Below are 14,726 nucleotides of genomic sequence, written 5' to 3'. Positions count from 1 at the left end.
CGCGAACCGATGAGACTCCCTCGGTGGCGCCCCCTCACCTTCGGCTGCCGCCTCGCCGCGCTCCCCGACGAGGGGGAGACGCGGCCCTCTCCCCGCAGGCGGGGCGAGGGGACCCACACAAACCCGGAGGAATCACGCCATGATGCACGGAGACATCTCGTCCAGCGCCGACAGCGTCGGCGTCGCGGTGGTGAACTACAAGATGCCGCGCCTCCACACGAAGGCGGAGGTGCTGGAGAACGCCCAGAGAATCGCCGACATGGTGGTGGGCATGAAGTCCGGCCTGCCCGGCATGGACCTCGTCATCTTCCCCGAATACTCGACCCACGGGATCATGTACGACGCGGCCGAGATGTACGAGACCGCCTCTACCGTGCCCGGGGCTGAGACCGACATCTTCGCCGCCGCCTGCCGGAAGGCCAAGGTCTGGGGCGTGTTCTCCCTCACCGGCGAGCGCCACGAGGAGCACCCGAACAAGGCGCCCTACAACACCCTCATCCTGATGAACGACCAGGGCGAGATCGTGCAGAAGTACCGCAAGATCATGCCCTGGACCCCGATCGAGGGCTGGTACCCCGGTGACCGCACCTACGTCTCCGACGGCCCCAAGGGCCTGAAGATCAGCCTCATCATCTGCGACGACGGCAACTATCCCGAGATCTGGCGCGACTGCGCCATGCGGGGCGCCGAGCTGATCATCCGCTGCCAGGGCTACATGTATCCGGCCAAGGAGCAGCAGATCCTGATGTCGAAGGCGATGGCCTTCGCCAACAACACCTATGTGGCGGTGGCCAACGCGGCGGGGTTCGACGGCGTCTATTCCTACTTCGGCCACTCGGCCATCGTCGGCTTCGACGGGCGCACCCTCGGCGAGTGCGGCGAGGAAGAGATGGGGATCCAGTACGCCGCCCTGTCGAAGTTCCTGATCCGCGATGCGCGCGCCCACGGGCAATCGGAGAACCACCTCTTCAAGCTGCTCCACCGCGGCTACACCGGCATGATCGCTTCGAAGGAGAACCGGCACGGCCTGTCGGAATGCCCCTACGACTTCTACCGCCGCTGGATCGAGGACCCCGACGCCACCCGCGACGCCGTGCGGGCCATCACGCGGCCTGGCGTCGGCACCGAGGAATGCCCGATCGAGGGCATCCCCTTCGTCGGCAAGGGCGAGGGGCCGCCCGACCCGAGGTGACTGCGCGTCGGCCCTGCTATCGTGTCGAAGGCCGGTCCCGTGAAGGCGGGGCCGGCCTTCGCCGTTGTGGCGCGCCCTCCCCCCATCCTTCGTTTGACCCGGGCAGGCGGCACCTCTACCGCACATGGCGAGACCCGCAGCCCCGGATCGGACTCCGGAAAGGATGGACGTCACGGCATGAGCCAACCCGAGACCGACGCGCTCCTGCGCCGCGCCGAGGATCTGGAGCGGGAGGCCGCGCGTCTGCGGGCCGAGGCCCACCGGACCGGCGGCGAGCGCGAGGGCGGGCCACGACATGAGTCCGTGCCGCACCGGCAGGCGATCTTTGATGCCACGACGCGCTTTGCCATCGTGGGGACCGATCGCGACGGGGCGGTGACCGACTGGAATGCCGGTGCGGAGCGCATCTTCGGCTGGTCCGCCGCGGCGATCCGGGGACGGAGCATCGCCGCTTTGTTCACCCCCGAGGACCGCGCCATCGATCGGCCCGCCACCGAGATGCGCCTGGCCCTGGCGCAGGGCCGCGCCGAGGACGAGCGCTGGCACCTGCGGGCGGACGGCTCCCGGTTCTGGGCCTCGGGCGAGATGATGCCCCTGCGGGATTGCGAGGGCGGCCACATCGGCTACGTCAAGGTCCTGAGCGACCGCACCGAGGAGCACCGGGCCGGGGATGCCCTGCGGGAGGCGGAGATGCGCCTGCGACGGGCCCAGGAGGCCGGCGGCATCGGCGTGTTCTCGGTGGGCATCGACGACGGCGTCCTCCATCCGACGCCGGAGTTCTGCCGCCTTTACGGGCTCCCCGAGGCCGCCGCCTACCCGGCCACGGCCTTCGAGGGGCTGGTCGTCGCCGAGGACGCGCACCTCGTCTCCACCGCGGAGAGCCGACGGCAGGGCGAGCCGCCGCGGGACGTCGAGTACCGCATCCGCCGCCCCGATACGGGCGAGTTGCGCTGGATCGCCCGGAGGGGCGAGATCGAGCGCGACGGGGCGGGGCGTCCCGTCCGGTTCTCCGGCATCGCCCGCGACGTCACCGAGCAGCGCTCCGCCCGCGACGCCCTGGCCACCAGCGAGGCGCGCTACCGCGCCCTGTTCGAGGCCGTCGACGACGGCTTCTGCATCATCGAGTTCTTCGACGGGCCGCACGGACCGGCGAGCGACTACGTCCATGTCGAGGCGAATCCCGGCTACGAGCGCCACACCGGCATCCCGGGCATCGTCGGTCGCACCCTGCGCGACCTCGCGCCGGCGGAGGCCGAGGGCTGGCTCGAACTCTACGGCGGCGTCCTGCGCACGGGCACCTCGATCCGCTTCGAGCGGGCCTTCCCGCTGGCCGGGCGGTACATCGAGGTCTCCGCTGCCCGGATCGAACCGGCGAGCCGGCGCCAGGTCTCCGTGCTCTTCCGGGATATCTCGGCCCGCCGCCGGGCGGAGGACGCCTTACGCGCCAGCGAGGCTCTGGCCCGGGAGAACATCGAGCGCGTGCAGCTCGCCCTTTCGGCCGGAGCCATCATCGGCACCTGGATCTGGGACCTGCAGAACGACCGCTTCAGCGTCGACGAGGCCTTCGCCCGCAGCTTCGGACTCGATCCGGCGGCCGGGCGCGAGGGCCTGAGCCTCGCCCAGGTGGTGGAGACCGTGCATCCGGACGACCGCGCCGGCCTCGCTTCGGCGATCGAGGCCGCGATCGCCCGGGGGGGCGCCTACGCGCACCAGTACCGGACCCGTCGCGCCGACGGCCGCTACTACTGGCTGGAGGCCAACGGCCGGGTCGAGCACGGCCCGGACGGCACGCCCCTGCGCTTCCCCGGCGTGCTCATCGACATCGAGGAGCGCCGCGCCGGCGAGGCCGAGCGCGCGCGCGTCACCGAGCAGTTGCGCAGCCTCAACGAGACCCTGGAGCAGCGCGTCGCCGAGCGCACGGCCGAGCTGATGCGGGCCGAGGAGGCCCTGCGCCAGTCACAGAAGATGGAGGCCGTCGGGCAACTGACCGGCGGGCTCGCCCACGACTTCAACAACATGCTGGCGGGCATCGTCGGATCCCTCGAACTGATGCAGACCCGGATGCTTCAGGGCCGGGTCGGCGACCTGGAACGCTACATCGGCGCGGCGCAGGGAGCGGCGCGCCGGGCCGCCGCCCTGACGCACCGGCTCCTCGCCTTCTCGCGCCGCCAGACCCTGGCGCCGAAGCCCACCGACGTGAACCGCCTCGTCGAGGGCATGGAGGAGCTGGTGCGCCGTACGGTCGGCCCGGCGGTGTCCGTCGAGGTGGTGGGTGCCGCCGGCCTGTGGCCGACCCTGGTCGACCCGAGCCAGCTCGAGAACGCCCTCCTGAACCTCTGCATCAACGCCCGCGACGCCATGCCGGAGGGCGGGCGCATCGTGGTGGAGACCGGCAACCGCTGGCTCGACCCGCGCGGCGCCCGCGAGCGCGACCTGGAGCCCGGCCAGTACGTTTCCCTCTGCGTCTCGGACAACGGAACCGGCATGACGCCGGACGTCGCCGCCAAGGCCTTCGATCCGTTCTTCACGACGAAACCCATCGGGGAAGGCACGGGTCTCGGCCTCAGCATGATCTACGGCTTCGCCAAGCAGTCGGACGGCCAGGTGCGGATCTATTCCGAGCCCGGCGAGGGCACGATGGTGTGCCTCTACCTGCCGCGCCACCTCGGTGAGGCGGAGGGCGCAGAGGCGGTACCGGACCTGTCGGAGGCGGCCCGGGCCAAGCTCGGCGAGACCGTGCTGGTGGTGGACGACGAGCCCACGGTGCGGATGCTCGTCACCGAGGTGCTGGAGGATCTCGGTTACGCCGCCATCGAGGCGGCCGACGGGGCCTCGGGCCTCAAGGTGCTGCAATCGGACGTGCGGATCGACCTCCTCGTCACCGATGTCGGCCTGCCCGGCGGCATGAACGGCCGGCAGATGGCGGAGGCGGCCCTGGTCTCGCGGCCCGGCCTGAAGGTTTTGTTCATCACCGGCTACGCCGAGAACGCCGCCCTCAACCACGGCCACCTCGCCCCCGGCATGCAGGTGCTGGTCAAGCCCTTCGCGCTGGAGGCCCTCGCCACCCGCATCCGCGGCCTGATCGAGGGCGCCGACTGAGGCGGCCGGCCCGCGCGGCGCTCGCGCGAAGCGTGTCCCCTCAGCGCGGCCGATCCTCGCTCCGGAAGTTGCCGATCCGCTCCGCCGCGAAGCGCTCGCGGAGCCAGGCCGCGGCGGGGCCGCAGGGCCGCTGCTTGTGCCAGACCAGTTCGAGGGCGATGGGCCAGTCGCCCTGATCGAACTGAAGATCCGGCGTGACGAGGTAGGGCGCCGTGAGGGACGCGGCGATCACGTGATCGGTGACGAAAGCCCAGCCGATCCCGTGCTTCACCATCTCCAGGATGACCCAGTGGCTCTCGACCTACCACACCTCGGCGGCCACCCGCAGACGCCGCTTCTCCGGCCCGTCGCCGCGCGCCGCCACGAGGATCTGGCGGTGGCGCTTCAGCTCCTCCCACGCCACGCGGGCCTTCGCCAGCGGGTGGTCGCGCGCGCAAACGAGCTTGAGGGGCACCCAGCCGATGGTCTGGAAACCGAGTTCGGTCGGCAGGACCTCCTGGCGCCACATCACGCCGAGATGGGCGGCTCCGGACTGCACCATGCGGCTGACGTCTTCCATCAAGGGGAACAGCAGTTCCAGCTCGACGGAGGGGAAGGCCTTCGCGAAGTCGGCGAAGAGGGCGCCGAGGGCATGCTCGGGGTAGAGTTCGTCGATCGCCACCACGAGCCGGTTCTCGATCCCCCGCTGGAGGCTGCTCGCTACCCCGATCAGGTGCTCCCGCCGGTCGAGCACGACACGCGCCTCCAGCAGGAGCCGCTCCCCCGCTGCGGTGAGGACCGGGTTCCTGCCCTCCCGGCTGAACAGTGCCAGCCCGAGATCGGCCTCGAGATTTGCGACCTGCGTGCTGATGGCCGACTGCGCCTTCCGCAGATTGCGGGCCGCACCGGAGAAAGAGCCGGCTTCGGCAGCCGCGACGAATGCCTGGAGTTGGTCGAGTGACACGGCCATCTATCGGAATTCCAGATGCTTCCTAACTTGCCGACCCGGTTATCGCAGATAGAAAGCCGCGGATCATTCTGACGTTCCCAGGCAAGGTTCCGAGACAAGACCATGCGCAGCACCCGCGACCGTATCCGCCACGCCATCCTGTTCGAGCTGATCGGGCTCGCGCTCATCATCCCACTGGGGGGCCTGCTGTTCGGGCTGCCTGCCTCCGACATGGGCGTGATCGGCGTCGGGAGCGCCCTGGTCGCGACGGTCTGGAACTACGTCTACAACCTCGGCTTCGATCGAGCGATGCAGCGACTGGCCGGGCACACGCGCAAGAGCCTCCTCCTGCGCGTGGGGCACGCCGTGCTTTTCGAGGCCGGGCTGCTCGTGATCCTGCTGCCGCCGATCGCCTGGTTCCTCGGCATCGGCCTCGTCGAGGCCTTCGTCATGGATCTCGCGATCGCCGGCTTCTACGTGGCCTACGCCTTCGTGTTCAATCTGGCCTACGACCGAACCTTTCCCCTTCCGAGCTGGAGCGTGGCCACCGCGGAGGCGTCCCGCTGAGCGGGGCGCTTGACCTCCGGCCCTCCATGTCGGGCGGCCCTGTTGCCGGTTCGGGAGCGCGGCGTGCAGAATCCAGCACTCGCGCGGGGCCCCCGCCCGGCCTAAGCCTGGGCGTGCGCCTCCCCGCCGACCCGCCTGGTTCGAGAGCCCGATGCCCGAATGCCTCGCCTTCCGCGTGCCGACCCGGCACCCCGCCGACGTCTCGGGGGTGATGGCGCTCATCGCGGGCGGCGCCGTGGCGGCCGACGAGATCGTGGCGATCTTCGGCAAGACCGAGGGCAACGGCTGCGTCAACGATTTCACCCGCCAGCTCGCCGTGATGGCGCTGGAGACGGCGCTCGCGGGCGCGATGGGCTGCACGCCGGCTTCGGTCGGCGCACGGGTGGCCCTCGTCATGTCCGGCGGCACCGAGGGCGGCCTCTCCCCCCACCTCCTCGTCCTGGCGCGCCGCGACGGTCCGGACGCACCGGGCGGAACCGCGCTCGCGGTCGGCACCGCCTTCACCGCCGATTTTCCGCCCGAGGCGATCGGCCGGATGGCACAGGTGCGAGCCACCGCCGCGGCTGTGGCCGAGGCTATGGCCCGGGCCGGCATCGACGATTCCGCGGACGTCCATTTCGTGCAGGTGAAGTGCCCCCTCCTCACCAGCGCCCGCATCCAGGAGGCGGCCGAGCGTGGACAGCCTGTGGCCACCCACGACACCTACGCTTCCATGGGCCTGTCGCGCGGGGCCTCGGCGCTCGGCATCGCCCTGGCGCTCGGCGAGGTGGCGGAGGCGGACCTCTCGGACGCCGCCATCGGCGCACGGCGCGACCTCTATTCCGGGCGGGCCAGCGCCTCGGCGGGCATCGAACTCATGCGCAACGAGGTCATCGTGCTGGGCAACGCGCCCGGCTGGTCCGGTCCGCTCGCCATCGCCCACCGGGTCATGCGCGACGGCATCGACTTTTTCGCGATCCAGGGGGCCCTGGCGGATCTCAGGTTCCCCGGCTCCGGCCAGCTGGCCCCCGAGGCGTCCGAGCGCGTGGTCGCGCTGCTCGCCAAGGCCGAGCCCTCGCATGACGGGCTGATCCGAGGGCGGCGCCACATCATGAACGACGACAGCGACATCAACGCCACCCGGCACGCCCGCGCCCTCGTGGGCGGGGTCGCCGCCGCCGCGATCGGGCGCACCGACCTGTTCGTCTCCGGCGGCGCCGAGCATCAGGGGCCGGACGGCGGCGGCCCCGTGGCGATCATCGCCCGCGTGAGGGATTGACGGCATGCCGGAGTTCGACCTCGCCGTCCGGGGCGGCACCCTGGTCACCGCCACCGACACGTTTCCCGCCGATCTCGGCATCCGCGACGGGCGCATCGCGGCCATCGGCGCGCGGATCACCGATGCCGCCCGCACCCTCGATGCCTCCGGCTTGCTAGTGCTGCCCGGCGGGATCGACAGCCACGTCCACATCGCCCAGGCCTCGGGCCCCGGCATCGTCATGGCGGACGACTTCGCCTCCGCGACCCGGGCGGCGGCGGCCGGCGGCAACACCTGCGTGATGCCCTTCGCGCTCCAGCCCCGCGGCGCCTCCCTGCGGGAAGCCACGCATGCCTACCGGGCGCTGGCGGAAGGGCAGTGCCACGTCGATGTCGCCATCCACCTCATCGTCTCCGACCCGACGCCGGCCGTGCTCGGCCAGGAACTGCCGGCCCTGATCGCCGAGGGCTACACGTCCTTCAAGGTCTTCATGACCTACGACGATCTTGTCCTGAACGACCGCCAGATCCTCGACGTGTTCGACCTCGCCCGCCGCGAAGGCGCCCGCGTCATGGTCCATGCGGAGGGCTACGACGCGATCCGGTACATGACCGAGAAGCTCGAGAAGGCCGGCGAGACCCGCCCCTTCGGCCACGCCCTGTCCCGGCCTCAGGTGGTCGAGCGCGAGGCGGCGCACCGGGCGATCAGCCACGCCGAACTCGTCGACCTGCCGATCGTCATCGTCCACGTCTCGGGCGAGCAGGCCATGGAGCAGATCGCCTGGGGCCGGGAGCGCGGTCTCAAGATCCACGCCGAGACCTGCCCGCAATACCTGACGCTCACCGCCGACCACATGAAGGGCCTTGGCTCCGACGACCCGATGGCGGGGGCGAAGTACGTCTGCTCGCCGCCGCCGCGCGAGGCCGCGAACCAGGCCGCGATCTGGCGCGGCATCCAGACCGGGTTGTTCGACGTGGTCTCCTCGGACCATTGCCCGTTCCGCTACGACGATCCGGCCGGCAAGCTGAACCCAAAGGGCCGGACCTCCTTCCGCTGGGTGCCCAACGGCATCCCGGGCATCGAGACCCGTCTGCCGATCCTGTTCTCGGAGGGCGTCTCGGCGGGGCGCATCTCCCTCAACCGCTTCGTGGAACTCACCGCCACGAACCACGCCAAGCTCTACGGGCTCTACCCGCGCAAGGGCTCGATCGGGATCGGCTTCGACGCCGACCTAACGCTGTGGGACCCGAACCGCCGCGAGACCATCCGGCAGGCCGGCCTCCATCACGGGGCGGATTACACGCCCTGGGAGGGGTTTTCGGTGACGGGCTGGCCGGTGATGACGATCGCGCGGGGCGCGACCGTCGCCGAGGATGGCCGGGTGGTCGGTCCGCTCGGCCACGGACAGGTCATCGACCGGTCCGTGAGCCCGTAGGAACGCGGATTTCCGGCGCGAATCGGATATCGTCTGGCCCAGCCCTTGCTGGTCCCCCGGAGGGAGACAATCATGGACGTCGAGCTGATCCGCCTGACCAAGCGCTACGGCCACACCACGGCCGTGGACGGCATCGACCTCAAGGTCCGCTCGGGCGCCTATTGCTGCCTGCTCGGCCCCTCGGGCTGCGGCAAGACCACGACGCTCCGGATGATCGGCGGGCACGAGACGGTGTCCTCCGGCGACGTGGTCATCGGCCCGCGCGCCGTGGGCGACGCCACGCCGGCCGAGCGCGGCACGGCGATGATGTTCCAGAGCTACGCCCTGTTCCCCCACCTGAATTGCCGCGACAACGTCGCCTTCAGCCTGAAGATGCGGGGCATCCCGAAGGCCGAGCGCCGCGCCAAGGCGCTGGCCATGCTCGACCTCGTGCAGATGGCCCATCTGGCGGAGCGCTTGCCGGCGCAGCTCTCCGGTGGCCAGCAGCAGCGCGTGGCGCTCGCCCGCGCGCTGGTCACCGGACCCAAGGTCCTGCTCCTCGACGAGCCGCTCTCCGCCCTCGATCCGTTCCTGCGGGTGCGGATGCGGACCGAACTGAAGCGGCTCCAGTCCGAGCTCGGCATCACCTTCATCCACGTCACCCACAGCCAGGAGGAGGCGATGGCGCTCTCCGACCTCGTGGTGGTGATGAACGGGGGCCGCATCGAGCAGGCGGCCGACCCCCGCACGATCTTCGAGCGCCCCGCCACCGCCTTCGTCGCCCGCTTCATCGGCGGGCACAACATCATCCGCCTGCCAGATTCCAGCGAGATCGCCGTGCGCGCCGATCGGATGCGCCTCGGCCCGCAGGCCGGGTCCGGCGCGGTGCCGGCCCGCGTCGTCTCCGTCGAGTACCAGGGCACCAGCGTGCATGTGGGCTTCGAGGCCGACGGCCTCGGCGGAGGCCCCGCCACCGCGCTGACGGCGGTGATCGACGACGCGGCCTATGCGGGCGCCCCCCTCGCCCTCGGCCAGACCGTGCCGCTCGGCTGGGATGCCGACGCGGCCCACCGCCTGAGCGCCTGATCCGTTTTTGACCGCGTAGAGGAATCTGTATGACGACCACGATCAAGCTGAGCCGCCGCACCCTGCTCCAGGGCGCGGGTGCCACCGGGCTGGCGCTGGGCGCCGGCCCGATCACCGGCTTTCCCAACGTGATCGCCGCCGAGCCCGTGACCCTGCGCTACCTCGGCACCGCCGTGAACCAGTCCGGCGACATCGCCCGGAAGGTGAAGGAGGATCTCGGCATCACCATCGAGTACATCCCCGTCGTCACCGACGAGGTGACCAAGCGCGTGGTGACCCAGCCGAACTCCTTCGACCTCCTCGACACCGAGTTCTTCAGCCTCAAGAAGCTCATCCCCTCGGGCAACATCCAGGGCATGGATGCGCGCCGGATCAAGCAGGCGGACAACATCACCCCGGTCTTCACCAAGGGCGAGGTCGCCGGCAAGAAGATCGGCGACCAGGGCACCGCGCCCAAGAAGGTTTTCTACCTCGAGGGACAGAATTCGAAGACCTTCGCCGGTTCGGCCACCGAGTGGATCACCCTGATCCCCACCACCTACAACGCCGACACGCTCGGCATCCGCCCGGACCTGATCAAGCGCCCGATCACGAGCTGGAAGGAGCTCCTGAACCCCGAATTCAAGGGCAAGGCCTCGATCCTCAACATCCCCTCCATCGGCATCATGGATGCCGCCATGGTGATCGAGGCCACCGGCGACTACACCTATCCCGACAAGGGCAACATGACGAAGGCGGAGATCGACCGCACCATCAAGCTCCTGATCGAGGCCAAGCGCGCCGGCCAGTTCCGCGCCTTCTGGCAGGACTTCAACGAATCTGTGAACCTGATGGCGTCCGGTGAGACCGTGATCCAGTCGATGTGGTCGCCCGCCGTCACCAAGGTGCGCAGCCAGGGCGTGGCCTGCACCTACCAGCCCCTCAAGGAGGGCTACCGGGCCTGGGCCACCGGCTTCGGCCTGCCCAAGACCCTGACGGGCCGCAAGCTCGATGCGGCCTATGACTTCATCAACTGGTTCCTCTCCGGCTGGGCCGGCGCCTACCTCAACCGCCAGGGCTATTACTCGGCGGTGCTGGAGACGGCGAAATCCCACATGGAGCCCTACGAGTGGGCCTACTGGATGGAGGGCAAGCCCGCCGAGAAGGACATCAAGGGCCCCGACGGCGGCGTGCTGGAGAAGGCCGGCGCCACCCGCGACGGCGGCTCGTTCGAGACCCGCATGGGCGCGGTCGCCTGCTGGAACGCCGTGATGGACGAGAACACCTACATGGTCCGCAAATGGAACGAGTTCATCGCGGCGTGAGCGGGGCGGTGCGCCACCCACGGAGCGCGTGCCCCTCTCCCCGCCCGGCGGGGAGAGGGCCTCGTCCTCCCCTTGGCGGGAGGCGAGGCGAGCCCGGCAGGGCGATGGTGAGGGGGTATCTCCGGTCGTGCCGCCTCCGGTGGTGCCCCCTCACCCTCGCTGCCGCTCGGCTCGCCCCCGGCAAGGGGGGCTCGCCCCTCTCCCCGCAAGCGGGGCGAGGTTCTGCGCTCAGCCGGAGTGAGCCATGACCGACGCCGTTCTCCCTGCCATCGCGGACGCACCGTCCGTCAAGGCGCCCGCCGCCAGCCTCACGGCCAAGACCCGCCGCCGGCAGGCGCTCGCGTATCTCCAGGCCGCGCCGATGGCGCTGGTGTTCCTCGTCTTCTTCGTGGTGCCCCTGGGCCTGACCCTGATCGTCAGCTTCTGGGAGTACAACGAGTACGAGATCATCCCGTCCTTCACGGTGCAGAACTACATCGACGTGTTCGACGGCTGCCTGAACACGACCGACGCCTGCACGACCGTGCGGACCTACCTCTCCACCCTGAAGTTCTGCGCGCTGACCTGGGCCTTCACCCTCGTGATCGGCTTCACGGTGGCGTATTTCGTCGCCTTCCACGTCCGTTCGCGCACGATGCAGATGGCGCTGTTCCTCGTCTGCACGATCCCGTTCTGGACCTCGAACGTGATCCGGATGATCTCCTGGATTCCGCTGCTCGGCCGCAACGGCCTCGTCAACGACACCCTGATGGGGATGGGGCTGATCAAGTCGCCGATCGAGGGCCTGCTCTATTCCGACTTCTCGGTGGTGCTCGCCTTCGTGCATCTGAACACGGTCTTCATGATCGTACCGATCTTCAACAGCATGGCGCGCATCGACCGTGCGCTGATCGAGGCGGCCTATGATTCCGGCGCCACCGGCTGGCAGACCCTCTGGAACGTGGTGGTGCCGCTGGCGAAACCCGGCATCGCCATCGGGTCGATCTTCGTGATCACCCTGGTGATGGGCGACTTCGTCACCGTCGGCGTCATGGGCGGCCAGCAGATCGCCTCGGTCGGCAAGGTCATCCAGGTCCAGATGTCGGCCCTGCAACTCCCGGCGGCGGCCGCCAACGCGGTGGTGCTGCTGGGCGCCGTGATGCTGATGATCGTGGCGATGACCCGGCTCATCGACCTGCGCAAGGAGCTCTGAGATGAGCGACCGGCCCCGCTCCCCGGCCTTCTACGCGCTCGCGGCGTTCTTCTGCCTGTTCGTGGCCTTCCTGTACGGGCCGACGCTGACGATCCTGGTGCTGAGCTTCCAGGGGCCGCAGGGCGGACTGACGTTTCCGATGAACGGGGTCTCGACGCACTGGTTCGGCAAGCTCTGGGCGGGCCTCGGCATCGTCGACATCTGGGGGGCGCTGTGGCGATCCTTGCGCCTCGGCCTCGTGGTGATGCTCCTCACCGTCATCATCGCGTTCTTCGCAGGATTGGCCTTCCGCAAGCGCTTCCGCGGCGAGGGCGCCCTGTTCACCATCGCGGTCGCGAGCCTGATCGTGCCCTCCATCGTGGTCTCCCTCGGCATTGGGCTGGAGTTCCGGCTCCTTGACGATGCCGTGAACTGGGCCGCCGCCGCGACCGGCTGGGGCTGGCTGCAGGAGCACGGCACCCTGATGGGGCTCTACACCTCGGCGCTCGGCGCGCACCTGACCTGGACCCTGCCCTTCGGCCTGCTCATCATGTTCGCGGTCTTCAACCGGTTCGATCCGGCCTACGAGGAGGCCGCGCGCGACCTCGGCGCCACCGGGCCCCAGACCCTGCGCCACGTGGTGGTGCCGATCCTCGGGCCGTCGCTGGTCGGCGTCGCCCTGTTCGGCTTCACCCTGTCCTTCGACGAACTCGCCCGCACCAGCCAGGCCATCGGCGGCCGCAATACCCTGCCGCTGGAATTGCAGGGCCTGACCACCACCGTCACGACGCCGGAGATCTACGCGCTCGGCACCCTCACCACGGGGATGTCGCTCGCGGTGATCGGGCTGGCTTTGGGGACGAGCCTGTATCTCCAGAAGCGCAAGGCGAAGGCCGGGTTGCGGCTGGGCTGAGCCCGAAATCCTTCTCCCCTCTGCGGGAGAAGGTGGCCCGCGTCAGCGGGTCGGATGAGGGGAGCGCCATATCCGGATGCGTCTCCCCCTCTCCCGCCTGCTCCGCAGGCACCCTCCCCCGCGGCGGGGGGAGGGTCGCTGCGCTCAGACGGCCGCTTCCATCACTGGCGCCCTATCCGCCTGGAACGCCGCATGCGCTGCTTCCGTATGCCAGCAGGCGGCGCGGTGTCCGGGCGCGACATCCACGTATGGCGGCGCCTCGACCCGGCAGCGCTCCTCCGCCAGGAAGCAGCGCGGCGCGAAGGGGCAGCCCGGCGGGCGGTTAGCGAGGTCCGGGGGGCTGCCGGGAATCGTCTTCAGCCGCGTGCCCTTCGCCAGAGCCCCGTCCGCGCGGCTGCGCAGGAGGCCGATCGTGTAGGGATGGTGGGGGTCGAGCACCACGTCGCGGGCCGAGCCCTCCTCCACGATGCGGCCGGCATACATCACCGCGATCCGGTCGGCGACCTCGACCGCCGCGCCGAGATCGTGGGTGACGAAGATGGTCGAGAGGCCGAGTTCGGCCTGCAACTCGCGCAGCAGCAGCAGGATCTGGATCTGCACCGTGGCGTCCAGCGCCGTGGTCGGCTCGTCGGCGAGCAGCACCTGCGGCCGGCAGGCCAGCGCCAGCGCGATCATGGCGCGCTGGCGCATGCCGCCCGACATCTCGTGCGGGTAGGCGTCGAGGCGCCGCTCCGGGCTCGGAATGCGCACCCGCTCGAACAGCGCCAGGGCGCGCTCGCGGGCCGCCCCGGCACTGATCCGCTCGTGCTGGCGGATCGCCTCGGTGATCTGCCGGCCCACGGTGTAGACGGGATCGAGGGCGAGCAGCGGCTCCTGGAAGATCATCGCCACGGCCCGGCCGCGCAGGGCCCGCAGGGCCTTGGGCGACATCGCCATCACGTCCGCGCCGCCGACCCGGATCTCGCCGCCGATCCGGGTCTTGCGCTCCGGGTTCAGGCGCATGATCGCCCGCAAGGTGACGCTCTTGCCGGAGCCGGACTCGCCGATCAGCGCCACCGCCTGACCGCGCTCCAGGGTGAGATCCACCCCGTCCACGGCCTCGACCACGCCGCCGAAGACGACTCTCAGGCCCCGGATCGCGACCGCCGGCTCGGGTGCGGATGCGCTCATGCGGCCACCGTGAGGCTGGGTGACAGGGAATGGCCGGAGCCCGGCTGGCGGGCGAGGCAGGCGACGCGGTGGTGCGCATCGAGGGCGTCGAGGGGCGGGACAGCGTCCCGGCAGACGGGCTCCACCAGGGCGCAGCGCGGATGGAAGCGGCAGCCGGCGGGCGGGTTGATCGGGTTCGGCGGGTCGCCGGCGAGTGGCGCCACCGCGGTCCGCGCATCCGGGTCCATCGAGGGCATCGAGGACAGGAGGGCCGCCGTGTAGGGATGAGCCGGCGCGGCCAGGACCGTGTCGGCGGGGCCGATCTCGACCACCTGTCCGAGATACATCACCGCCACCCGGTCGCAGATGAAGCGCACCACGTTGAGGTCGTGGCTGATGAACAGGTAGGTGAGGTTGAACTCCTGCTTGAGGTCCATGAGCAGGTTCAGCACCTGCGCCTCCACCGACTTGTCCAGCGCCGAGACCGCCTCGTCGAGCACCACCAGACGGGGTTCGAGCGCCAGCGCCCGGGCGATGTTGACGCGCTGGCGCTGGCCGCCCGACAGCTCGTGCGGATAGCGCGCCGCGAAGCGCGCCGGCTCCAGCCCCACCCGGGCGAGCAGGGAGCGGGCGCGCTCGATGGCCTGGCGCTTCGGGACCCCGTGC

General features: G+C 70.3%; 11 protein-coding genes and 1 pseudogene. 9 read left to right on the top strand and 3 right to left on the bottom strand.

The window, feature by feature from the left end:
- The first annotated feature begins 139 nt into the window (after positions 1 to 139).
- Both MKK58_RS17300 and MKK58_RS17295 read left to right on the top strand, forming a co-directional pair.
- Positions 140 to 1,192, top strand: a complete 1,053-nt coding sequence (locus MKK58_RS17300; RefSeq protein ID WP_243913271.1) for an aliphatic amidase — start codon at positions 140 to 142, stop codon at positions 1,190 to 1,192.
- A 177-nt stretch (positions 1,193 to 1,369) separates the two neighbouring features.
- Positions 1,370 to 4,291, top strand: a complete 2,922-nt coding sequence (locus MKK58_RS17295; RefSeq protein WP_243913268.1) for a hybrid sensor histidine kinase/response regulator — start codon at positions 1,370 to 1,372, stop codon at positions 4,289 to 4,291.
- Between the two features lie 40 nt (positions 4,292 to 4,331).
- On the opposite strand, the pseudogene MKK58_RS17290 reads toward MKK58_RS17295, so the two are convergent.
- A pseudogene (locus MKK58_RS17290) lies at positions 4,332 to 5,240 on the bottom strand (LysR family transcriptional regulator).
- Positions 5,241 to 5,342: 102 nt separating this feature from the next.
- Between MKK58_RS17290 and MKK58_RS17285 the strand changes: the two are divergent.
- From MKK58_RS17285 to MKK58_RS17255, 7 genes are all read left to right on the top strand, one after another.
- A complete protein-coding gene (locus MKK58_RS17285; protein WP_243913265.1) occupies positions 5,343 to 5,786 on the top strand; it encodes a PACE efflux transporter in 444 nt (147 codons plus the stop codon).
- Between the two features lie 151 nt (positions 5,787 to 5,937).
- On the top strand, positions 5,938 to 7,044 hold the full coding sequence (locus MKK58_RS17280; protein ID WP_243913263.1) for a ring-opening amidohydrolase: 1,107 nt from the start codon (positions 5,938 to 5,940) through the stop codon (positions 7,042 to 7,044).
- Between the two features lie 4 nt (positions 7,045 to 7,048).
- Positions 7,049 to 8,458: a dihydropyrimidinase gene (hydA, locus tag MKK58_RS17275; RefSeq protein ID WP_243913261.1), complete on the top strand. Its 1,410-nt coding sequence runs from the start codon at positions 7,049 to 7,051 to the stop codon at positions 8,456 to 8,458.
- Positions 8,459 to 8,530: 72 nt separating this feature from the next.
- Positions 8,531 to 9,523, top strand: coding sequence for an ABC transporter ATP-binding protein (locus MKK58_RS17270; protein WP_243913258.1), 993 nt, complete (start codon positions 8,531 to 8,533; stop codon positions 9,521 to 9,523).
- A gap of 29 nt (positions 9,524 to 9,552) precedes the next feature.
- Entirely contained in the window at positions 9,553 to 10,827 is a 1,275-nt protein-coding gene (locus MKK58_RS17265) for a PotD/PotF family extracellular solute-binding protein (RefSeq protein ID WP_243913256.1), read from the top strand.
- Positions 10,828 to 11,071: 244 nt separating this feature from the next.
- Positions 11,072 to 12,019, top strand: a complete 948-nt coding sequence (locus MKK58_RS17260; RefSeq protein ID WP_243913254.1) for an ABC transporter permease — start codon at positions 11,072 to 11,074, stop codon at positions 12,017 to 12,019.
- 1 nt (position 12,020) lies between these two features.
- Entirely contained in the window at positions 12,021 to 12,911 is an 891-nt protein-coding gene (locus MKK58_RS17255; protein ID WP_243913251.1) for an ABC transporter permease, read from the top strand.
- Positions 12,912 to 13,055: 144 nt separating this feature from the next.
- Here the strand turns inward: MKK58_RS17255 and MKK58_RS17250 are convergent, their stop codons facing one another.
- Both MKK58_RS17250 and MKK58_RS17245 read right to left on the bottom strand, forming a co-directional pair.
- Positions 13,056 to 14,081, bottom strand: a complete 1,026-nt coding sequence (locus MKK58_RS17250) for an ABC transporter ATP-binding protein (RefSeq protein ID WP_243913249.1) — start codon at positions 14,079 to 14,081, stop codon at positions 13,056 to 13,058.
- A partial coding sequence (locus MKK58_RS17245; RefSeq protein ID WP_243913247.1) for an ABC transporter ATP-binding protein occupies positions 14,078 to 14,726 on the bottom strand: 649 nt, incomplete at its 5' end. The genes MKK58_RS17245 and MKK58_RS17250, both read right to left, overlap by 4 nt.

It is taken from the genome of Methylobacterium sp. J-078 (assembly GCF_022829285.1).
In the GTDB taxonomy this organism is placed as follows: domain Bacteria; phylum Pseudomonadota; class Alphaproteobacteria; order Rhizobiales; family Beijerinckiaceae; genus Methylobacterium.
This window is presented reverse-complemented; position numbering and strand designations above follow the sequence as displayed.